General features: G+C 36.9%; 16 protein-coding genes. 3 read left to right on the forward strand and 13 right to left on the reverse strand.

What is annotated here, in order from left to right; all coding sequences use genetic code 11:
* Positions 1-270: 270 nt before the first annotated feature.
* Both RQM59_RS01555 and RQM59_RS01560 read left to right on the forward strand, forming a co-directional pair.
* The gene (locus RQM59_RS01555; protein WP_349240297.1) at positions 271-549 is read left to right on the forward strand and encodes a helix-turn-helix domain-containing protein; all 279 of its coding nucleotides are present in this window, start codon (positions 271-273) and stop codon (positions 547-549) included.
* 244 nt (positions 550-793) lie between these two features.
* Complete coding sequence (locus tag RQM59_RS01560; protein ID WP_349240298.1) at positions 794-3166, forward strand: TonB-dependent receptor; 2373 nt, start codon at positions 794-796, stop codon at positions 3164-3166.
* Positions 3167-3472: 306 nt separating this feature from the next.
* On the opposite strand, the gene RQM59_RS01565 is transcribed toward RQM59_RS01560, so the two are convergent.
* From RQM59_RS01565 to RQM59_RS01620, 12 genes are all read right to left on the reverse strand, one after another.
* Positions 3473-3841 (reverse strand): rhodanese-like domain-containing protein, encoded by a 369-nt coding sequence (locus RQM59_RS01565; RefSeq protein ID WP_349240299.1) that lies wholly within the window; start codon positions 3839-3841, stop codon positions 3473-3475.
* A gap of 2 nt (positions 3842-3843) precedes the next feature.
* Positions 3844-5250 (reverse strand): MBL fold metallo-hydrolase, encoded by a 1407-nt coding sequence (locus RQM59_RS01570; RefSeq protein WP_349240300.1) that lies wholly within the window; start codon positions 5248-5250, stop codon positions 3844-3846.
* Between the two features lie 12 nt (positions 5251-5262).
* Positions 5263-6990 (reverse strand): SulP family inorganic anion transporter, encoded by a 1728-nt coding sequence (locus RQM59_RS01575; protein WP_349240301.1) that lies wholly within the window; start codon positions 6988-6990, stop codon positions 5263-5265.
* 3 nt (positions 6991-6993) lie between these two features.
* Positions 6994-8016, reverse strand: a complete 1023-nt coding sequence (ruvB, locus tag RQM59_RS01580; protein ID WP_349240302.1) for a Holliday junction branch migration DNA helicase RuvB — start codon at positions 8014-8016, stop codon at positions 6994-6996.
* Between the two features lie 97 nt (positions 8017-8113).
* Entirely contained in the window at positions 8114-9895 is a 1782-nt protein-coding gene (locus RQM59_RS01585; RefSeq protein ID WP_349240303.1) for a cytochrome c oxidase subunit I, read from the reverse strand.
* A gap of 30 nt (positions 9896-9925) precedes the next feature.
* Positions 9926-10936 (reverse strand): cytochrome c oxidase subunit II, encoded by a 1011-nt coding sequence (locus RQM59_RS01590; RefSeq protein ID WP_349240304.1) that lies wholly within the window; start codon positions 10934-10936, stop codon positions 9926-9928.
* A gap of 26 nt (positions 10937-10962) precedes the next feature.
* Positions 10963-12441, reverse strand: a complete 1479-nt coding sequence (locus RQM59_RS01595) for a quinol:cytochrome C oxidoreductase (protein WP_349240305.1) — start codon at positions 12439-12441, stop codon at positions 10963-10965.
* A 27-nt stretch (positions 12442-12468) separates the two neighbouring features.
* Positions 12469-13017, reverse strand: coding sequence for a c-type cytochrome (locus RQM59_RS01600; RefSeq protein ID WP_349240306.1), 549 nt, complete (start codon positions 13015-13017; stop codon positions 12469-12471).
* An 11-nt stretch (positions 13018-13028) separates the two neighbouring features.
* On the reverse strand, positions 13029-13562 hold the full coding sequence (locus RQM59_RS01605; RefSeq protein ID WP_349240307.1) for a DUF3341 domain-containing protein: 534 nt from the start codon (positions 13560-13562) through the stop codon (positions 13029-13031).
* Positions 13555-14949, reverse strand: a complete 1395-nt coding sequence (gene nrfD / locus RQM59_RS01610; protein WP_349240308.1) for an NrfD/PsrC family molybdoenzyme membrane anchor subunit — start codon at positions 14947-14949, stop codon at positions 13555-13557. Before nrfD ends, RQM59_RS01605 begins: the two co-directional genes overlap by 8 nt.
* A gap of 21 nt (positions 14950-14970) precedes the next feature.
* Positions 14971-18027 (reverse strand): TAT-variant-translocated molybdopterin oxidoreductase, encoded by a 3057-nt coding sequence (locus tag RQM59_RS01615; RefSeq protein ID WP_349240309.1) that lies wholly within the window; start codon positions 18025-18027, stop codon positions 14971-14973.
* Between the two features lie 27 nt (positions 18028-18054).
* Positions 18055-19371, reverse strand: a complete 1317-nt coding sequence (locus RQM59_RS01620) for a c-type cytochrome (RefSeq protein WP_349240310.1) — start codon at positions 19369-19371, stop codon at positions 18055-18057.
* A gap of 215 nt (positions 19372-19586) precedes the next feature.
* On the opposite strand from RQM59_RS01620, the gene RQM59_RS01625 reads away from it, so the two are divergent.
* Positions 19587-19955: an SPOR domain-containing protein gene (locus tag RQM59_RS01625; RefSeq protein ID WP_349240311.1), complete on the forward strand. Its 369-nt coding sequence runs from the start codon at positions 19587-19589 to the stop codon at positions 19953-19955.
* Positions 19956-20031: 76 nt separating this feature from the next.
* Here RQM59_RS01625 and infB read toward each other — a convergent pair whose 3' ends face one another.
* Complete coding sequence (infB, locus tag RQM59_RS01630) at positions 20032-22797, reverse strand: translation initiation factor IF-2 (RefSeq protein ID WP_349240312.1); 2766 nt, start codon at positions 22795-22797, stop codon at positions 20032-20034.
* Between the last annotated feature and the right edge of the window lie 11 nt (positions 22798-22808).

A 22808-nucleotide genomic window follows, 5' to 3' on the forward strand; every position in this document is an offset into this window, starting at 1 on the left:
AAGAATACTCTTTATGTTACTTTAACGAAAAGCACTTCCTTTAAAAAAGGCTTTTGCAAACATACAAATCATTCATAATCAATAAAATAGCTTTTTGCTATAACTTATAGCAAAAATCCCTAACGGATTTAAGTTAGTAGAAAAAGCTATAAATATCCCTAAAAACGGTGAAGGTTGTTTCATTGGCTTTTTGCTACTTTTACATTGTAAAAGAAATATTAGGAATCTTTTTAGATTCGCATACAGATTGCTTATAAAACCCTCGCGTAGATGAATGCTGCACAACAGTTAGTAGATGAAATCCGAGAAAGAATAAAAAAAATTAGGTTAGAAAAAGGGTATTCACAAGATTATATGGCCGATAAATTGAATATCAGTCAAAATGCATATCACAAACTTGAAAAAGGATATAGCAGAATCCACTTATTAAAACTTATTGCTATATCAAAAATCTTGGAAATTGAGCTTATGGAGCTAATTAATGGTCCAGAATATGTCTATATTTTCTCTAAATATTATAAAAAAACACTCTTAAGAAAAGTGGAATAATCGTTCATTATTTCAAAAAACAATACTAATTTTGCCACGTTCTCTCAAAGGGGTGCTTAATTTACAGAATGTAAATGGCTGAGATCATACCCGTAGAACCTAGAACAGGTAATGCTGTTTAGGGAAGCGAACTCACAAAAGTCCAAAGGGCTTTTGTAGTGAGTGAAAAAGAAGTGAAAACTTCGATAATTTAATTATTCAAAAACACGAATAATTGCCTCTTTTTATTCATTTTATTTTATAAATGAAATGTATATCATTATTTAAAAAAGCGAAGATTATAGTACCTTTTTTAAGCCTATTTGCAATAGGATTTGCAAATGCACAGACCACAACTTTATCAGGAAAAGTTTATGACAAAAACAAGAATGCACTAGCTGGTGCTTCCGTTTTTATTCTTGAACTAAAAAAAGGAACCAGTACCGATTTTGATGGAAAATATCAAGTTGCTCTGAGCCCTGGATCTTATGAAGTTCAAGTTCGATACTTAGGGTATGAGACCCAATCTCAAACCGTAAAGATCACGAATCAAGACATCGTTTTAGACTTTTACCTTTCTGCTAAAGAAAATGTTTTAGACGAAGTCTTAGTGAAGGCGGTTAGAGCCACTTCTAACATTCCGGTTACCTATTCTAATTTAAGCAAGAAGGAAATAGCGAAACGAAACTTAGGGCAGGATATCCCTATGTTATTAAACTATTTACCTTCGGTGATTTCTTCTTCAGATGCAGGAGCAGGAGTTGGGTATACCTACCTAAATGTACGAGGTTCTAATAGCGAACGTATCAACGTAACGATTAATGGAATTCCGTATAATGATGCTGAAAGTCATGGTACTTTTTGGGTAAATCTTGGAGACTTTGCTTCTTCTACTCAAAACTTACAATTACAGCGAGGTGTAGGTACTTCTACTAATGGATCTGGAGCTTTTGGGGCTAGCTTAAATATCTTGACAGATGCTAGTTCTGAGAATGCCTCTGGAGAGGTGTCTAATTCATTTGGTTCTTTCGGAACAAGAAAACATACGGTAAAATTCAGCACTGGTAAATTGAATGAAAATTTCGAGATTTCAGGTCGTTTGTCAAACATTCATTCCGACGGTTACGTAGATCGCGCATTTGCAGATCTAAAATCCTATTTTTTACAGGGAACGTATTCGGATGAGAATACCTTGATCAAGGCGATTGCTTTCGGGGGTACTGAAGTAACATATCAAGCTTGGGCAGGACTAACGCCTCAGCAATTGGCACAAAACAGAAGACAAAATCCGTATACTTACGACAATGAAGTGGACGATTATGGTCAGAATCATTATCAATTGCACTGGAATGAGCAATTAAATGAAAACTGGTCTACAAACCTAGGGTTGAACTACACCAAAGGTCAGGGCTTTTTTGAGCAATTTAAAGCTGGAGAGAATGCTGCTGATTTCAATAATTTAATCGTAGATGGCAGCGATGTTATTGTAAGAAGGTGGCTAGACAACAACTTCTATGTAGCGAATTTTAACCTAGATTATCAAAAAGAGGATCTAAATATTATTTCTGGTATTTCTTATAGTAACTATGCTGGAGATCATTTCGGCGAAGTAATTTGGGGAAGCGACCTAGCTCCTAATACCAACATACGAGATCGTTATTATTTTAGTGATTCTAAAAAAACGGATTTCAGTGTATTCTCTAAAGCCACTTTCGATATTAGTGAAAGTATTTCAGGGTATATTGATTTGCAAGGACGTTTTGTAACATATAAAACGGCAGGGCTTACCTCTGATAGAGACCCTATTGACGTGGATGCCAATTTTAGTTTCTTTAATCCAAAAGTTGGATTTATTTATAAAGTTGCGGATGAGAACAATTTGTATCTATCCTATGCTAGAGCAAATAGGGAACCCAATAGAAATGACTTTGAAGGTGGTATAACAACCCACGAAACGTTAGATGATATTGAGTTCGGTTGGCGATTAAAGAAAACGAATCTTAGTTTAAACACCAACATCTATTTTATGAACTATAAAAATCAGTTAGTATTAACTGGTGCATTAGATGGTGTTGGAGCACCGGTGCGAGCAACAAGTGGAAAAAGTTATCGACTAGGATTAGAAATTGATGCTGACATTCGATTAAATGATCAATTTTCTGTACGCCCGAATGCAGCTTTTAGTTCTAATAAGAACAGAGATTTTTATGCTTCCGTAGATGGTACATTACAAAACTTAGGGAATACAGCCTTATCATTTTCTCCAAATGTAATTGTAGGAAACGCGTTTGTATATCATCCTACAGAGAACTTTCAAATATCATTTTTGTCTAAGTTTGTTGGGAAGCAGTTTATGAGTAATCTGAACAGTAAGGTTTCTGCGCTAGACGTATTAGACAGTTACTTTACCAGTGATCTAAATATCGTTTACCAGATTAATACTGAGAAGATTTTTGACTCGATTGTTATCACTGGTCTTATCAATAACATTTTTAATACCGAATATGTTGACAGAGGGTATTATTTTACCTTCGATGATACGTGGACCAATCCAGGAATAGTAACAACTGTAGATGGTGCTGGTTACTATCCGCAAGCCACTATAAACTTTCTAGTGGGTCTTACATTGAAATTTTAAGTATGGAAAACCCGAAGCAGATGCTTCGGGTTTTTTTATGTGTTGCGGTTTCCCACATTATATATCGCATATAAACGAAAAACAAGCTCTTCAAAATAAAATAACTTTGCAGTATACGTACTAAAAATTGTTATTCAAAGCCCCCAAACAATCTTCGTTTCTTTTTGAATACTATAACCATATTAAACGCTTAAGTAGGAGTTATTACTCTTGCTTAAACCTTAAGTACTATGTACTTACACTCTTTTTCATAGCAATTTCCCACCTCTTCGGAGGTGGGTTCATTTTTTATATCAAATAGGCATATTATTTCTGGATCCAAGAACTATACCCTCCATCTAAAGAGTACACCTTTTTAAAGCCATTATTCACAAGAAGTTTTGCTGCGTTGCTACTTCTACCTCCTACCTTGCAGTATAAATAGACAGGCTTATTTTTATCTAGCTTTTTCCGTATTGTTGAAAGGAAATTTTCGTTCCAAAAGTCAATCAAAATAGCCCCTTTAATCGCACCTTGGTCATATTCTGCTGGTGTTCTAACATCTACTAATTGAACATTTTCTCCTTTCAAAACATTCACTAAATCTTGCTTAGAAATGTTCTTGTATGTCGTTTGCCCTTCTACACAAGAAGCGAACATAAGTATCATGCCAAGAACAAGAAGGAAGGTTTTCATAATTATTTTGTTGAAGAACAAGAAGTCACATCTGTTCTTATAATGCCCGTTTTTTTGATGGCACCATAACCTCCTGCCACGTCGATTACCTTGTGATATCCTCTAGCTTTTAAGATTGAAGCTGCAATCACAGATCTGTACCCTCCAGCGCAATGCACATAAAAATCCTGGTCTGTTGGAAACTCTGCTATATGGTCATTCAAATAATCTAAAGGTGTACTTGGTACGTTCTCGATATGCTCATTCTCATATTCTCCAGGTTTTCGTACATCAAAAACCAATGCATCTTCATTTATTTTTTGTTCCAGTGTTTCCGCAGAAACTGAAAGTAATGTGTCGACTTCTTTTCCTTCATTCTTCCAGGTATCGAAACCTCCATTTAAAAACCCTAATACATTATCGAAACCAACTCGAGACAAGCGTGTTATTACCTCTTTTTCTTTACCCTCAGGAGCAACTAACAGAATAGGTTGTTCAATATCTTTGATCAACGCTCCAACCCAGGGAGCAAATGTACCTCCTAAACCAATGAAAATTGATTGCGGTATAAATCCCTGAATAAATTCTGATTGATGTCTTACATCGATCACCACCGCTTCCGTTTCGTTCGCAATAGTTTCGAACTCTTTGGTAGATAAAGGAACTGCTCCTTTTTTAATGACATCATCAATAGCCGTATATCCTTCTCTATTCAATTTAACATTCAAAGGAAAATATGCTGGTGGAGGCATTAGGCCATCCGTTACCTCTTTTACAAACTCTTCTTTAGACATATCTTCTCTCAAGGCATAGTTTGTCTTCTTCTGATCTCCCAGCGTACCTACTGTTTCCTTACTTAAATTTTTTCCACAAGCCGATCCTGCTCCATGTGCCGGGTATACGATCACATCATCCGCTAAAGGCATAATCTTGCTTCGTAAGCTATCAAATAAAGTGGCCGCCAAATCTTCTTGTGTAATATCTCCTTTTTGCGCCAGGTCAGGTCTTCCAACATCACCCAAGAACAGGGTATCTCCACTAAAAATGGCGTGATCTTTACCACTTTGATCTTTTAGCAAATAGGTAGTACTCTCCATGGTGTGTCCAGGTGTATGAACAGCCGTAATAGTAATATTCCCTATTTTAAATACTTCTCCATCCTTTGCAACATGCGCATTGTATTTTGTTGTGGCATTGGGTCCAAACACGATTGTTGCTCCTGTTTTTTCTGCCAATGTAACATGCCCACTTACAAAATCAGCATGAAAATGCGTCTCAAAAATATACTTGATCTTGGCATTATCCTTTGCCGCTCTATCTATATAATCTTGCACCTCTCTCAGTGGATCTATAATCGCTACTTCACCTTCACTTTCTATGTAATATGCTCCCTGAGCTAAGCATCCTGTATATATCTGTTGAATATTCATTGTATATAAATTTTAATCGTACGACTGATGTATATAGTTTGCGTACTTCTTTTGATGTTCTCTATCTCCTGTTTTATAATAATTAACGGCACCATTTACTCTCATAAAAAAGTGATTAATATCTATCGTTTTTAATATCCCTCCTCTGAACATATCATCTCTCACGGGGCCTTTCACCCCAGCAAAATAAAATAATATATTCCTCTTTTGGTAATACCTTATTCGTTCTATGAGCATTTCAATTCCTGTACTGTCTACTCTATTGATGCTCTCTGCGTCAATGACGATCAGTTTCAGTCCGTCTCCTTTTTTCTCTGCAATTTGATCTAAATTATCTCTAAAGTAATTCGCATTGGCATAGAACAGCTGCGCGTCAAATCTGAAAACTAAAATTTCATCTTGCAACACTACATCTTGGAAGCGTTCTTTGTTTCTATAGAAATTAGAGTTTGGTACCTTTCCCAATTCCGTAAAGTAAGGCCTTGATGTTCTGAAGATCAAAACAATCAATGACAAGCCTACTCCAGTTGCGATCCCATATTCTATTCCTAAGGTTAACGTAGAAAAGAAAGTGGCCACTAGAAGCCAAAAATCTAAGTTATTTGCTTTAAACAAATAAATCGCTTCTTTAATATTTACCAAACCAAAAACAGCTACGATAATAATGGCTGCTAAGACCGTTTTAGGTAGATGATAAAACAACGGTGTTAAAAATAACAAGGTTAGCACTACCATAATTACGGAAATCAAAGAGGCCATTCCTGTAGTGGCTCCTGATTCCTGATTGATTGCTGATCTGGAAAAACTAGAAGTGGTAGGGTATGCTTTAAAGAACGATCCTACTATATTTCCTAAACCTAGAGCAATCAACTCTTGATTAGGTCTTACTCTATATTCGTCTTGTTTTGCTTCTAATGATTTTCCTATGGATATCGTTTCCAGGTAACCTACCATAACCAATGTAAGGGCAATAGGCATTAATTCTCTAATAATATCAATATCTATTTGAGGGAATGAAAATCCTGGTAATCCAGAAGGAATGTCTTCTATGATGGAAACATCATCGAAGCTACTTCCAAAGTAACGCATGATCAAAATTCCCATAACCACCACAATAAGCGCATTTGGTATTTTCTTATTGATCCTTCTAAAAAATAATATTACAGCCACAGATATTAATCCGATAATAGCCGTATGCGTGTTTACTTCCACGTACTTATCCCAAAAATCAATCAATAAATACTGTACTTGATCGCTTTGAATAAAATCAATCCCAAATAAGTTTCTGAATTGGTTTAAACCAATGGTGAGTGCAACTGCCGAAGCGAATCCTGTAATTACAGGTTTAGACAAGAAATTTACGATAAACCCAAGTCGAAGTACCCCCATTAAGAATTGTACGATCCCAACAATCAACGCTAACAATATGGCGATGGCAATATAACTATCAGACCCTGTTAAGGCCAAAGTAGAAACCCCAGTTGCTACTATCAGTGAATCCATAGCAACAGGACCGATGGCCACTTGTCTAGAAGAACCAAAAATGGCATACATCACTTGAGGAGCCAATGCACAATACAACCCGTAGATTGGAGGTAAACCCGCAATCAATGCATAGGCTATTCCTTGAGGAATCAAAATAATAGCCACGGTTATCCCAGCAATAAAATCTCCTCGAAAACGGGATAAATTATAGTTTGGCAACCATTCTAATATGGGTATGATCTTCTTAATATTCATATCTTAAAACAGCGCTCCCTGATCTGGTCCTTTTGTTTTATTCAAATGTTTATAAGCAAGCTCCGTCACTTCTCGTCCTCTTGGAGTTCTCATAATAAAACCTTCTTGAATCAAAAAAGGTTCGTATACTTCTTCAATCGTTTCTCCATTTTCTCCAACAGCCGTAGCTAAAGTACTAATCCCCACAGGGCCTCCTTTAAACTTATCTATAATTGTATTTAATATCTTATTATCCATTTCATCTAATCCATGTGCGTCTACATTCAGTGATTGCAATGCAAATTTCGAGATTTCAATGGTAATGGTGCCATCTCCTTTTATCTGAGCAAAATCACGCACTCTTCTCAGTAGCGCGTTGGCTATTCTAGGTGTTCCCCTGCTTCTACCAGCTATTTCAATAGCGGCTTCCATGGAGATAGGAACTTTTAAGATCATAGCACTTCTTTGGATGATCGTAGTAAGTAGTTCTTTACTATAGTAATTCAATCTACTACTAATCCCAAAACGCGCTCTCATTGGCGCTGTAAGCAATCCTGAGCGTGTGGTAGCTCCTATTAATGTAAAAGGTTCTAAATTGATTTGAACCGTTCGTGCATTGGGCCCGGACTCGATCATGATATCAATCTTATAATCTTCCATTGCAGAGTATAAATACTCTTCTACAATCGGGCTTAATCTGTGTATCTCATCAATGAACAGTACATCTCTTTCATCTAAATTGGTTAACAAGCCGGCCAAATCTCCTGGTTTATCTAAGACAGGACCCGACGTTACTTTTATTCCAACATTCAATTCATTCGCTAAAATATGAGCCAACGTAGTTTTTCCTAAACCTGGAGGTCCATGAAACAGTGTATGATCTAAGGCTTCATCTCTTTGATTGGCAGCCGCCACAAAGATTTTCAAATTTTCTATGGCTTGTTCTTGACCTGTAAAATCGTCAAATGATAGCGGGCGCAATTTTCTTTCAAGGTCTAACTCCTCATTCGAATAGTGTTCGTTATCGGGATTTAGATGTTCATTCATATTACAAATATACTAGAAATTGACCTGTAATTTACTTTGTGTATCTAAAACAAAAAACCTTTCCAGATTGGAAAGGTTTTTTGTTTTGTTTTTATGATTATGATGGCTCTTCTCCTGGTAAGAGTGGTGTGGTTTGAGACACCCAATCTTTTCCGTGTAAGTAATCGCTATCATCATCTTCTGGGTCTACTTTTTTACTGTAGTCATACGCCCAACGGTGAACTTCTGGGATTTTACCAGGCCAGTTACCATGCAAGTGTTCAACAGGTGTTGTCCATTCAATAGTATTTGAATTCCAAGGATTCTGACTCGCTTTTTGACCTCTATAAATAGAGATAAAGAAGTTCGCTAAGAAAATAATTTGCGCTACCCCTCCGACTAATGCAAATATGGTAATAACTACATTGGCATTTGCTGTGTCATCAAACATTGGGAACGCTGTATTTGTATAGTATCTACGAGGTAATCCTGCTAATCCGATAAAGTGCATTGGGAAGAATACTCCATACGCACATACAATCGTGATCCAGAAGTGCCAGTAACCCATTGCTTTATTCATCATTCTACCATACATTTTCGGGAACCAGTGATAAATCCCTGCGTACATTCCAAAAATTGCAGATACACCCATTACTAAGTGGAAGTGTGCCACTACGAAATAAGTATCATGAATATTAATGTCTAATGCTGAATCTCCTAATACTAGCCCTGTTAAACCTCCGGAAACAAATGTAGAAACCAGACCAATAGAGAATAACATGGCCGGATTGAGCTGTAAGTTTCCTTTCCACAATGTGGTGATATAGTTAAATGCTTTTACCGCAGATGGGATCGCAATTAATAATGTTGTAAATGTAAATACAGATCCTAAGAATGGGTTCATTCCTGAAATAAACATATGGTGACCCCATACGATTGTTGATAAGAATGCAATGGCCATAATAGACCCTACCATGGCTCTATATCCGAAAATCGGTTTTCTAGAATGTGTAGATATAATCTCTGATGTAATTCCTAGTGCCGGTAATAGTACAATATATACTTCCGGGTGCCCTAAGAACCAGAATAAGTGTTCAAACAGTACTGGTGATCCTCCTTGATAGTGTAATACCTCTCCACTAATAAATATATCGGATAGATAGAACGACGTTCCAAAACTTCTATCAAAGATCAATAATAGTGCTGCAGATAATAGTACCGGGAATGAAACTACACCAATAATTGCTGTAATAAAGAATGCCCACATCGTTAACGGCAGTCTTGTCATCTTCATTCCTTTTGTTCTTAAATTAAATATCGTTACGATATAGTTCAAAGATCCAATTAAAGAAGAGGCAATAAAGATAGCCATAGATACCAACCATAATGTCATCCCTGCTCCAGAACCTGGAATTGCTTGTGGTAATGCACTTAATGGTGGATAGATCGTCCATCCTGCAGATGCTGGTCCCGCTTCTACAAATAATGAAATCACCATAAGTATACTTGAAATAAAGAATAACCAATATGAGATCATGTTCAAGAATCCTGACGCCATATCGCGCGCTCCAATCTGTAATGGAATTAATAAGTTAGAGAACGTACCACTTAAACCAGCAGTAAGTACAAAGAATACCATAATCGTTCCGTGAATCGTTACTAAAGCCAAATACATATCTGGATTCATGATCCCATCTGTTTGATGCGGTCCTAAAAATGCTTCGATGATTGTAAATGACTTCTCTGGCCATGCTAATTGTAAACGGAATAGCATAGACATGAACACTCCAATGACTCCCATGATCATACCAGTTATTAAAAACTGCTTAGAGATCATTTTGTGATCTTGACTAAAAATATATTTTGTTACAAATGTTTCTTTATGATGATGCTCTGACATAATCTAATCTTTAATTGTAATCTGTATGTTTTATTTAATTACTTCTGCTAACGTTGGTTGCTCTGCTAACCATTTATTGAAATCTTCTTCTTCTTCTACTACAATTTTCATTTGCATGTTGTAGTGAGAAGCTCCACAAATCTTATTACATAATAATAGGTAATCAAATTCGTATAATTCCTCTTCTCCGTTGGCAGAACGTATTCTATTAATATCTGTAACTTTCGCTATTACCTCTTCATTTTCTCTCATTTCTTCGGTAGTAAACTTTGGCGTGAAACCAAATTGAGTTACCATCCCAGGAACACAGTTCATTTGTGCTCTAAAGTGAGGCATATAAGCCGAGTGTAATACATCTTGCGAACGGAACTTGAATAATACTTTTCTACCTTTCGGTAAATGCAGCTCTGTTACTTGCTTATCGTCTTGAGAGTTCTTGTCACTCATATCTACACCCATAGTATTTCTACCTTTGATATAGTTTACATTTCCTAAACCTAGTGTGTTATCAGCTCCAGCATAACGTGCATCCCATCTAAACTGTTGTGCGTATACTTCAATTATGATTGGGTTCTCATCATCAGATACATACATTATATTGTTCCATTGCCATAGTCCATACCCGATCAATCCCACCAATACAATCGCCGGGGTAATCGTCCAGATCAATTCTAACTTGTGACTATCTGCATAGAATTTTGCTTTTTTCCCTTCTTTTCCTCTGTACTTATAAGAGAAATAGAACAATATGAATTGCATGATAAATTGTACAATACCAATCAACCAGAATGTAACATCGAATAAAGTATCATCGTGTTCTCCTTCTACTGAAGCCGACTCAGGGAGCATCATAACATTCATACCGATCAGGCAGTATATCATCATTGCATAGAAAAATGCTGTAAATACTAAAAACAGTTTTCCTTGGGTATCATTATCTTTATCAGTTGCAATAACACCTCTTAAATTCATGATTCTGGTAATCTGCCAGAAACTTACTCCGATTGCAACACCTATAAAAATATAAAATAGAGCTAGCATATTATTTTGTCTTAATTATTTTATTATTAATGATGATTTTCTTCTCCTTCGTGTTCAATATTGTAGTAGTGGAAATGCTCACTCTCTTTTAAGAATGGGTTTCCTTTTGCTACAGGATCTGCTTTGGCAAATGAATTAAACGTAGCATAGATCAATATTCCAACAAAGAATAATACTGCACTAATTTCACCTAATCCAAATGACCAATACTCTCCAACTGTTCCTGGCATGATCATTACAAATAGATCTAAGTAATGTCCAGCTAAGATTACAATTCCTCCTATGATCACAAACCAAGGCTTGCTCTTAAAGTCACTGTTTACTAAAAGTAATATTGGGAATACAAAGTTCATTGCCACTAAAGACAAGAACGGTAATTTATACTCGTTGAATCTCATTAAGAAATACGTTCCTTCTTCTGGAATGTTAGAATACCAGATCAACATAAATTGCGCAAACCATAAATACGTCCAGAATACACTAAATCCAAACATGAATTTCGCTAAATCATGGATATGACTATCGTTTACTTTTGGTAAATATCCTTTAAATCTTAAATAAATAGTTACCATTGCAATAATGGTGATTGCACTTACTAATAAGGTTGCTAATACATACCATCCAAATAAGGTAGAGAACCAGTGTGGGTCTAATCCCATGATCCAATCCCAAGAAGCCATAGACTCAGTAACCATAAAGAATACTAAGAAAATTACCGATACATTATAGTTTTTCTTATAGATTTTGATGGTAGTTGCAGTATCTTCAGCGATAGAGTTCTTTCTAATAAACCATCTGTACGCATTCCATCCTAAAAGGTATACAATACTCATAATTAACCATCTTGGCGTGTTTAGCCAAAGTTTCTTTCCGTAAACAATTGGGTCAAAATTAGCGCTATTAGGATCTACAACACCTTCACCCATCCAGGCAAATAAGTGATTGTAATGCATTCCTGTCAATACCAATACAATAATCATAATGATCGAAGTTGGTACTAGGTTGGCAGTGATTGCTTCCATAACTCTAAATAATACAATAGACCATCCAGATTGTGCCACTCTTTGCGATGCATAGAATGCTAATACTAACAAGCTGATTCCTAAGAAAAATAATAAGGCCACATAGAATGCCGACCAAGGTTTGTTTTGCATTTGATGTAATACATGTTCTGCATGCGCATCATCATGTCCCTCTCCGTGAGCATCTGTGGTAGCATGTGCATCCTTCTTTGCATGATCGCCATCCATTTTATGCTCTTCCTTCTTATCATCTGAGTGATGCTCTTCTGTTCCTTCTTTTTTATGGTTGTCTTTTTTATCTGCATGAGAAGTATCTTCATGGCTGTCACCATGTCCATCTCCATGACCAGCTTGACTCGCCACAATTTCCATGGCCTCTTCTGGTGTTGACGGAACATTTAAGAAACTATAAGCAATACCTAACGCTCCAACCAAGATCAAAGCAATTGAGAATATTTTTAATTTACCTGAGAATTGATACATATCTTTCGTATTCTTCTTGTTGTACTATTATTTTAATAAATCGTTACGAAGCTTTTCAACATACTGAACTACTTGCCAACGTTCTTTATCAGTTAATTGTGATGCATGAGATCCCATTAATCCTTTTCCATACATGATCACGTGATAGATATTTCCTTCTGTAATATCTCTGTCTTTATAATTTGGAATCCCTTCGAATTTTTCTCTTTGCGATAATACTCCGTTTCCGTCACCTTTCTTTCCGTGGCACGAAATGCAGTAGATATCGTACATTTTCTTACCATTTTCAAGGTTTGCCTCATTCGTTTCTAACGGAGATTTCAATTCTAATTTTGCTCTTTCGTACTCTGCATTGGTATCTGCATATTCGTACGGTACATTTCCTCTTGCAATAGTTCCTGCAACTGGTTTCATGTTTACCGGCTTCCCGTTAATTCCAGCAGCTCCATTCGTGTTATATGGCACAGATACATACATATCTGGCATATATTGCACTTGAGGCTTTCTTTTATCGCCACAAGATGTCATTGTTGCTGCGATTAGTAAAACGATACTAAATTTTATATACTTCTTCATTATCATTTATATTAATGGGAATCTGAATCTACTACGTTAATTTCTACAGCTCCAGTTTCTTTTAACAAGGTCATCAACTCTTCTTCATTATTGTGAACTGGAATTTCCATTAAGAAATGGTCATCTGTAGTTCTTGGATCTGGGTTCTCTGCTTTCTTAAATGGCCAGATTCTACTTCTCATATAAAAAGTGATCACCATTAAGTGGGCAGCGAAAAATACTGTCATTTCAAACATAATTGGTACAAATGCAGGCATGTTCTTAAACCAGCTAAAGCTTGGTTTTCCACCAATATCTTGTGGCCAATCCTGGATCATCATATAATTGGTCATCCAAATAGCTACTGCTAAACCAGTTACACCGAACATAAAAGACGCTATGGCTATTCTAGTAGGTGCTAATCCCATTGCTTTATCAAGACCATGCACAGGGAATGGGCAAAATACCTCTTCGATATGATGGTGAGCTGCTTTTACTTTCTTTACAGCGTCAAGTACAACTTCATCGTCGTTGTAGAACGCGTGAATTACTTTACTACTACTCATGTTTACCGTCTCTTAATTTTTTAAAATTCTCTCCTGATGATTTCAAGATCGTTTTTACTTCCGCTTGTGCAATAACAGGGAATGTTCTTGCATACAATAAGAATAAAACAAAGAAGAAACCAATAGTACCTATAAATATACCTACATCAACAAATGTTGGCTCAAAACGCCACCAAGTCGATGGTAAATGTCCTTTACTTAATACAATTGCAATGATATCGAAACGCTCGAACCACATACCAATGTTAATCGCAATTGAGATAATGAATGACCAGATAAAACTTCTTCTGATCTTTCTAAACCATAATAGTTGAGGAATCGCAATGTTGAATAAGATCAACGACCAGAATGCCCAAGCATAAGGTCCAGTTGCTGCTCCAATAGACATATATGTATAATCTTCATATGGAGATCCTGTATACCAGGCGATAAAGAATTCTGATGCATAAGCAACGGCTACAATACCTCCTGTTAATATGATTACTATATTCATATACTCGACATGTAAACGAGTAATATAATTTTCTAGGTTCGTTACCTTACGCATAATACCTAATAAGGTTTGTACCATGGCAAATCCTGAGAAGATCGCTCCTGCCACGAAGTAAGGTGGGAAAATGGTGGAGTGCCATCCCGGGTTAATCGAAGTAGCAAAGTCCATAGATACAATCGTGTGTACAGAAAGTACTAATGGTGTTGCTAAACCTGCTAATACCAATGATACTTCCTCAAAACGTTGCCAATCTTTTGCTCTTCCAGACCATCCAAATGATAGTAATGAATAGATCTTCTTTTGGAATGGCTTGATCGCTCTATCTCTGATCATCGCGAAATCTGGTAATAAACCTGTCCACCAGAATACTAATGATACAGATAAATAGGTAGAGATCGCAAATACATCCCATAATAACGGTGAATTAAAGTTTACCCATAGTGATCCAAACTGATTTGGTACTGGTAATACCCAATATCCGTTCCATGGGCGTCCCATGTGAATGATCGGGAACAATCCTGCCTGGAATACGGCAAAGATCGTCATCGCCTCTGCAGAACGGTTAATGGCCATTCTCCATTTTTGACGGAATAATAATAATACTGCTGAGATCAAGGTTCCGGCGTGACCGATACCTACCCACCATACAAAGTTGGTGATATCCCATGCCCAACCAATGTTTTTACTTAATCCCCAAACTCCAATACCAGTTCCTATGGTATAGAAGATACATCCAAATCCCCATAGCATTGCTGCTAAAGAAATATAAAATGCCATATACCAATTTTTATTTGCTTTTCCTTCTATTGGTTTTGCAATATCTTCGGTAATGTCATGGTAACTCTTATCACCTAATACTAAGGGTTCTCTTATGGGTGCTTCGTAATGAGACATATTCTATATCTTAATTTTTAATTACGCTTCGTTTGTATTTCTTACTTTCACTTGATACACTACATTCGGTTTCGTTTGTAGATAATCTAATACGTGATAAGCTCTTTTATCTTCTACTAATTTTGCAACTTCTTCTTTCTCGTTGTTCACATCTCCAAAAGCTAAAGCTCCTGTTGTACATGCTGCAGAACAAGCCGTAGAGAATTCACCAGCTTCTATTGCTCTTCCTTCTCTTTTCGCTTTTAAGATCGTTGCTTGTGTCATTTGAATACACATGGAACATTTTTCCATCACTCCTCTAGAACGAACAACTACATCTGGGTTTAATACCATCTTACCGTACTCATTGTTCATGTTGAAGTCAAATTCATTGTTATCAGCATAGTTAAACCAGTTGAAACGACGAACTCTATATGGACAGTTGTTTGCACAATATCTTGTACCTACACATCTATTGTATGCCATTTGATTTTGACCCTGACGACCATGTGATGTTGCTGCTACTGGACAAACCGTTTCACAAGGAGCGTGGTTACAGTGCTGACACATCATTGGTTGGAAAGCCACAGTAGGATTTTCTGCAGAACGTTCTAATACTTCGAACAATTCTCCACCTCTTTTTCCTGCTGCTAATGCTTCTTCTCTTGTTTCAATCTCAGAAGAATAGTAACGATCGATACGCAACCAGTGCATATCTCTACCTACTCTTACCTCATCTTTACCAACTACAGGTACATTGTTTTCTGCATGACATGCAACCACACAAGCACCACATCCTGTACAAGATGTTAAATCGATAGATAAGTTAAAGTGATGTCCTATTTCTCTGTTATGTTCATCCCAAAGATCTACTTTACTAGCTTCAGTTTCCTGATGGTCATAAGAAACCATAGCAGGAACATTCCATCCCTTTTTGTGATCCTTAGGATCTACTGTAAGGTATTCTTTTAATGTAGCTTCTTTTAAGATATCATGACGTCCAGCAATGGTTTTTTGTACCTGCGTACAAGCAAACTCATGCACTGCTCCTGAAGTCTTCTCTATAGTTGCTCCATATTGAACGTTCATTCCATTTGCGTATAATCCATATGCGTTTACACCAACGTGCATCACATCTTTCATACCATGCGTTCTACCATACCCTAGCGCTAATCCAACAGAACCTTTTGCTTGTCCTGGTTGAATCATTACTGGAACGTTCTCTAATTTTGTACCGTTAATAGTAACCGTCGCATAATTACCGTTGATCGCTCCATTATCTTTTACTGGATTCGTAAACCCTAATTCTTTTGCATCCGCAATAGACATGGTTAAGTAGTTATCCCAAGCCGCTCTTGTAATTGGATCTGGGAACTCTTGTAACCATGGGTTGTTTGCTTGTTTACCATCACCTAACGCGGTAGATGTAAATAAGTTCAATTCAAATCCTGAAGGCTTGCTACCATTCAATGCTGCAGCCGCTGCAGAAAGATCTACTGAACCTTGGTTAACCGTAGTTTCAGTTGTTTTTGCAAAGAATCCATCATGTAATGCCTGGTTCCAAGATTGACCACCTAATACATCTGCTGACCAGAATGTTTTTAAGTAGTCATAATATGTTGTTGTATTTCCAGACCATCTTAATAACACATCTTGTAATTGATTGGTGTTAAATAATTTCTGGATCGTTGGTTGCATTAATCCGTAGTGACCTTCTGTAACCATTACATCACCCCAAGACTCTAAAAAGTGAGTTGCCGGTAATGTATACTGAGTCGCATTTGCAGTTTCATTGTTCTGCTCTGAAATTGCAACCGATAGTGTTAATTTCTTTATTCCTTCTGAGAAATCAGCTGCATTTGCTAAAGAGTATACAGGATCTACATTATAGGTAATTAATCCTGCTACTTTTCCTGATTTCATATCAGAAACTAACTGAGTTACCTCAGTGTCATTTCCTTGTCTGTTATATGTAGGATTCGCAGCATCCATGATCTCACTATTCAATGCTGAATTGATCGCCATAGCGATTAACTGTGCATTCTTATCGTTTGATCCTGTAACTACTACTGCTTTTGATCCTGCTTTTTTCAATGCATCTGCCACCTTCTTTACTTCTCCATCTACTGGAGTCGATTTTGATGGTAAACTTCCACCAGTGATCGCATTGTATAAATTGATCAATGCATACACTTGATCCGATGGTTTTGTAACCACACGACTATCAGCATTCGCACCTGTTAAAGACATGTTTGCCTCAAACTGTACGTGGTACGACATATGACCAGATTCTGGTTTTCTGCTTGCCGCATATCCTTTTTCAAAACCTCCTTGCCAATCTCCTAAGAAATCTGCTCCGAAAGAAACAATTGTTTGTGCTTTGTCAAAGTGATAATTTGGCAACGCTCTCTTACCGTACATCGCTTCAAATGCATCCAAGGTTCCACTTTCAGAAACAGCATCATATACTACATGCTTTACATTTGGATACGCTGCAACAAATTCTGAAATAATTTTATCTGTAGAAGGGCTTGCTAAAGTTCCTGTTAATAATACAACAGGTTGATTTGCATCTCTTAGCTGTGCCAATTGAGCACCAATTTCTTTATCTGCATCTGCCCAAGAAATTTGATTCTCTCCTTTTTTAGGTTCTTTTAATCGTAATTGATCATCGTACAAAGAAAGAATAGACGCTTGTACTCTTGCATTAGTAACTCCGTTAGCGTCTTTATTTGGCATTACCAAAATTGGACGACCTTCTCTTGTTTTTACCAATACGTTTGCAAAGTCAAATCCGTCTGCCATAGATGTAGCATACCAATCTGCAACTCCTACTGTAATGTCATTCGGTTTCACTACGTAAGGGATCGATTTTCTAACCGGTCCTTCACAAGCAGCTAATGACGCAGCAGCAGTTGTAAATCCAACATACTTTAAGAAATCTCTACGAGAGGTAGAAGACTTTTCTAATGTGCTTTTATCACCTAAGAACTCGTCTGTAGGAATTTCTTCTACAAACTCTTTTGTACTTAGCGTTTCAACAACAGAACTATCTTTAAGTTCTTCAACACTTTGCCAGTATTTTTTGTTTGAAGCCATGTATATACTTTTTTCTTTCTTATTTAATTAATAGTGACACTTACCGCATTCCTTACCTCCTAGTTGAGCAATAGTTACTTGCTCTACATCATACTTCTCAGCTAATTGCTTGTGAATCTTCTCGTAGTAAGCGTTACCTTTTAAGTCTACTTTTGTTTGTTTATGACAGTCAATACACCATCCCATTGTTAATGGAGAGTATTGATACAATTCGTCCATTGTCTCTACAGGACCGTGACATTTTTGACATTCTAATCCTCCAACAGTTACGTGCTGTGAGTGATTGAAGTATGCAAAGTCCGGTAAGTTATGAACACGCACCCATTTGATTGGTTTTGTTTCTCCTGTATACTCTAGCGTTTCAGGATCCCAACCAGCTGCGTCATATATTTTTTGAATTTCCTTATCTAATTCTGTTTTACCATAGGTGATTCCGTCAAACTCCATTTTCGTATCGTCTGCTACTTCTGAAATATTCTTATGACAGTTCATACATACATTTACAGATGGAATTCCAGATGTTTTACTATGTTTTGCTGAGGAGTGACAGTATTGACAGTCGATCTTATTATCTCCTGCGTGAATCTTATGCGAGAATGCAATGGGTTGAATTGGCTCATACCCTTGATCTACCCCTACCTGGAATAATAATCCAAAGATGAAGTAAGCTGATAAGAACAGCATAAAGATCGTGAACATCACATGTAAGAATGTGTTCTTTTTAATTCCTGCCCAAACTTCAGCAAGTGTACCTATCGCACCAGGTGTCTTAGGCGCACCATTTAGTTCACTGATAGTTTTTAATAAACTTGCAATAATCAAGAATGCAGAAATCACCACTACTGCTAATAAATAGATCAACCACTTTGGACTTTCTCCTCCTGAGCCTCCCTTATCATCGCCACATCCAGGGCCATTAGGATTTTTAAGACAAGGGTCTACTGGTGCAGGATCTCCAACTGTTGTATAATACAGGATATCGTCTATCTGCTTATCTGATAACTGAGGGAAAGCCGTCATTGGCGAGCCTTTGTACTCTTCAAAGATCGCAATGGCATCTCTATCGCCAGAAGCTCTTAATGCTGCATTGTCCTTGATCCATGCTTTTAACCAATCATTTTCTCTTCTCTCTTCGACACCACCTAAGGCTGGCCCAATCAATTTCTTATCTAACTTGTGACAAGAAGCACATAAAGATTTGAATAATTTTCTTCCTTCTTTTTGCCTAACCTCATCCACCGCATCTTGTGCATGTGCTGAAAAACTTAGAGAAAATAGTAATAGGAAAGTAAAAGTCTTGAGAAGTACTTTGGTTAATCGATTGTGTAGTTCTACACTTTTCATATTTACAAACTAAATTTAGTATCTTAATTTCTGCAAAAAATGCTATCCAAAAAATCTAAAAAACATTCTCTGATTAGCTGCACAAAAGTACTACATCTCTCTTTATTTTGAAATGCTAAGGGAATGTTAAATCGTAATTTATAACCGTTCTAAATAAACTTACTTTTCAATATATTAAAAAACAACTCGTTACTTTTGTATCCTCAATAACGACAATGAAAAAAGGACATTTTTATATTGCTTTAATCGCGCTGCTATTTTGCGGAGTTATGACGGGCTATTCTCAGAATAACACGGCTCAGAATGATACTTTGAAAAAGTTCATCCAGAAAAAGAGAGCCTATAACAAAAAGTACGGTTACGGCTATAGAATTCAGCTGTATAATGGTTTTGAGACAGAGGTAAAAAAGACCAGAGCTAAGTTTAGAATTAAGTTTCCAGATGTTAAAACGTACATCATTTATAAATCTCCTGAATGGAAAGTTCAGGTTGGGAATTACAAAACAAAATTAGAAGCCGATAGAGCTTTATTAGCCTTTAAGGACGAATTCTACGGAGCTCTTGTAGTTCCTTTAGGAAGGTAAGCTCAAGACAATAATAACACAAAAGAGCCGCATAATTGCGGCTCTTTTGTGTTATATACTGTTTGGAAAATCCGTATTATTTCAACTTCTTTTTAACAGCTACTTCTTGATATGCTTCAATAGTATCACCTTCTTTAATATCATTAAATCCTTTGATCTGAAGACCACAATCATATCCTTTTGCTACTTCTTTCACATCGTCTTTAAATCGCTTTAATGAAGTTAACACACCATCATGCACAACAATTCCATCTCTAATAATTCTCACTTTAGAATCTCTAAAGATCTTACCAGTCATCACCATACATCCTGCAATGTTTCCAACTTTAGAGATTTTGTACACCTCTCTAATTTCTACATTACCTGTTACCTCTTCTTTCATATCTGGAGATAACATTCCTTCCATTGCATCTTTCAGATCATTGATCGCATCGTAGATGATGGAGTAAAACCTGATATCTACCTCTTCTTTATCTGCTACTGTTCTTGCATTTCCTTGTGGACGCACATTAAATCCAACGATAATCGCATCTGAAGCAGAAGCCAATAATACGTCAGATTCTGTAATTGCTCCAACTCCTTTATGTAAGATATTTACTTGAATCTCTTCTGTAGATAATTTCTGGAATGAATCTGTTAATGCCTCTACCGAACCATCTACATCTCCTTTTAAGATGATGTTTAATTCTTTGAAATCTCCTAACGCGATACGTCTTCCAATCTCGTCTAACGTTAATGTTTTCTGAGTTCTTACAGACTGCTCTCTTTGTAGTTGAGAACGTTTCGTTGCAATTTGTTTTGCTTCACGCTCATCATCAAATACATTGAATTTATCTCCTGCTTGCGGCGCTCCATCCAATCCTAAAATAGACACTGGTGTAGAAGGACCTGCTTCCTCAAGATTTACACCTTTATCATCGAACATAGCTCTTACTTTACCACTATGCTTTCCTGCTAGGATATAATCTCCAATTTTTAAGGTTCCTGCTTGAACTAAGATCGTAGATACATATCCTCTACCCTTATCTAGCTGCGCTTCCACAACAGCTCCAACAGCATTCTTACTAGGGTTTGCCTTAAGCTCTAATACTTCGGCTTCTAGTAATACTTTTTCTAATAATTCTTCGATTCCCTGACCTGTTTTAGCCGAAATATCTTGAGATTGAATGCTACCTCCCCAATCTTCAACTAATAAGTTCATCGCAGATAATTGCGTTTTCACATTATCTGGATTCGCATTTGGTTTATCAATTTTGTTGATCGCAAATATGATTGGTACTCCAGCAGCTTGTGCGTGAGAAATTGCCTCTTTAGTTTGAGGCATTACGTCATCATCTGCTGCAACAACGATAATTACAAGGTCAGTAACTTGCGCTCCACGAGCACGCATTGCTGTAAAGGCCTCGTGACCTGGTGTATCTAAGAATGCAATCTTTTCATCACCTACATTCACGGAATACGCTCCAATATGCTGTGTGATTCCTCCTGATTCTCCTTCAATTACATTTGCTTTTCTAATATAATCCAGTAACGATGTTTTACCGTGATCTACGTGACCCATTACCGTAATAATTGGTGCACGTTTTTCTAGATCTTCTGGTTTATCTACTTCTTCAACTACTCCCTCTTCAACCTCAGCACCTACGAACTCAACCGTATGATTAAACTCCTCAGCAACGATAGATAAGGTCTCAGCATCTAAACGCTGATTCATGGTCACCATCATTCCTAGAGACATACACGCAGAAATAATATCTGTTACTGGCACATTCATCATCGTAGCAACTTCACTAACGGTAACAAATTCTGTTACTTTTAGTACTTTGCTTTCTGCTTCTGCCGCTTGTAAATCTGCCTCCGATTGCTGACGGTGTGCATCACGCTTCTCTCTACGATATTTAGCTCCTTTTCCTTTTGAAGATTTTCCTTGAAGTTTTTCAAGTGTTTCTCTTACTTGCTTTTGGATTTGTGCTTCTGTCAGTTCTTCTTTTTGAACAACCTGTCTTCTTTGACCTCTTCCTCTGTTATTTCCGTTACCTCCCCGGTTTTGACCTTGACCTCCTCTATTTTGGTTTTGACCAGGTCCTCCTCCAGGTTTACTTATTCTTTTTCTTTTACGCTTATTGGCGTCATTTGAATTGGCATTAGTGCCTGTTTTCTTTTCTTCAGGTTTCTTTTTAGCCTTTTCAAATTGTTTAAGATCAATCTTCTTACCTGTTAATCTAGGTCCATCTAATTTTTTATACTGTGTCTTTAACGTTCCAGACTCTGAAGTTTTTTCTTCTCCCTCTTGCTTCGGTGCTTCTTCCTTCTTTTCTTCAGTTTTTGGCGTCTCCGTTTTCTTTGCTTCTGCCTTTACTTCCTGTACCTTTTCTTCTTTAGGTGTTTCCTCTTTTACAATTTCTTCCTTTACAGCTTCTTCTTTTACGACTTCCGCTTCTGGTTCTTTAGGCGTTTCTTTGGGTTCTTCTTTCGATTTTTCTGGGCCGTCCAAATCGATCTTACCAACTTTTTTAAGCTCAAGCTTTTCAGCTTTCGCTTTAAAGATTTCTTCTTTTTTAGCTTCTTCGGCTTTCTTTTGCTCTAATTTAGCTTCTAGTTCTAATCGAATAGCTTCTTTCTCTTTTCTCTTCTCTTCTCCTACCTCTTTAGATGCAGCTCTTTTATTTGCATCTGTTTCGAAACCATCAAGTAGCACCTGATACACTTCTCCAGATATCTTCGTAGTAGGTCTAGCTTCTATTTCATGCCCATTTTTAGCTAGGTATTCTACTGCTCTATCTAAAGAGATGTTAAGTTCTCTTAGAACTTTGTTAAGCCTCATTGTTTTGCTTTCAGCCATAAATTATCTTA

Origin of the sequence: Asprobacillus argus (assembly GCF_032248395.1) — a bacterium.
Classification (GTDB): Bacteria; Bacteroidota; Bacteroidia; order Flavobacteriales; family Flavobacteriaceae; genus Polaribacter; species Polaribacter argus.